Consider the following 618-nt stretch of genomic DNA (forward strand, 5'->3'; position numbering starts at 1 on the left):
TGCCGGCGGCGGCCGGCTGGGTGTTCGACGTGCCGCAGTGGGAGCCGGCGCTGGCCTAACCGGCTTCGCGGCGGGGCGGCGCCCCGCCGCGCAGTGTTCACACTCAAATCCCGGTACGCACACTCAATGGAAGTGGGCGTCGGAAGCGTGTTGCTTCCAAAGCCCCGCCGGCCGAACGGGATCCACGTCGTCGCTCGTTAGCCCGGGTGATCTTGGCCACGATCGCCGAATTCGGGCTTAGGGTGGGAAGCGGTCGGCGGCCGATCGTCGCCGGCCCGGAATGCGGGCGGCGCATTTCGCGGATTGGCACGGGCAGTGCCGCGCGGAGAACAAGGCGGTACATCGATGGACGGCACGATGCAGGACTATCCGTTGACGATCACCGCGATCATGCGCCACGGCTGCAGTGTCCACGGGGACCGCACGGTGACCACCGCCACCGGGGATGGCTACCGCACGACGAGCTATCGGGAAGTGGGCTGCCAGGCCGCCCAACTGGCCAATGGGTTGCGTCGCCTCGGGGTGACCGGTGACCAGCGGGTGGCGACGTTCATGTGGAACAACACCGAGCACCTGGCCGCGTACCTCGCGGTGCCCTCGATGGGCGCCGTTCTGCAC

The 618-nt window shown here is 68.8% G+C and carries 1 protein-coding gene; it reads left to right on the forward strand.

Going from position 1 to position 618, the window contains the following annotated elements; translation table 11 throughout:
• Window positions 1-345: 345 nt before the first annotated feature.
• The coding region (locus KHA85_RS16535) for an AMP-binding protein (protein ID WP_213186632.1) at window positions 346-618 on the forward strand (273 nt) is incomplete at its 3' end.

This window comes from Dietzia massiliensis, assembly GCF_018390595.1.
Classification (GTDB): Bacteria; Actinomycetota; Actinomycetes; order Mycobacteriales; family Mycobacteriaceae; genus Dietzia; species Dietzia massiliensis.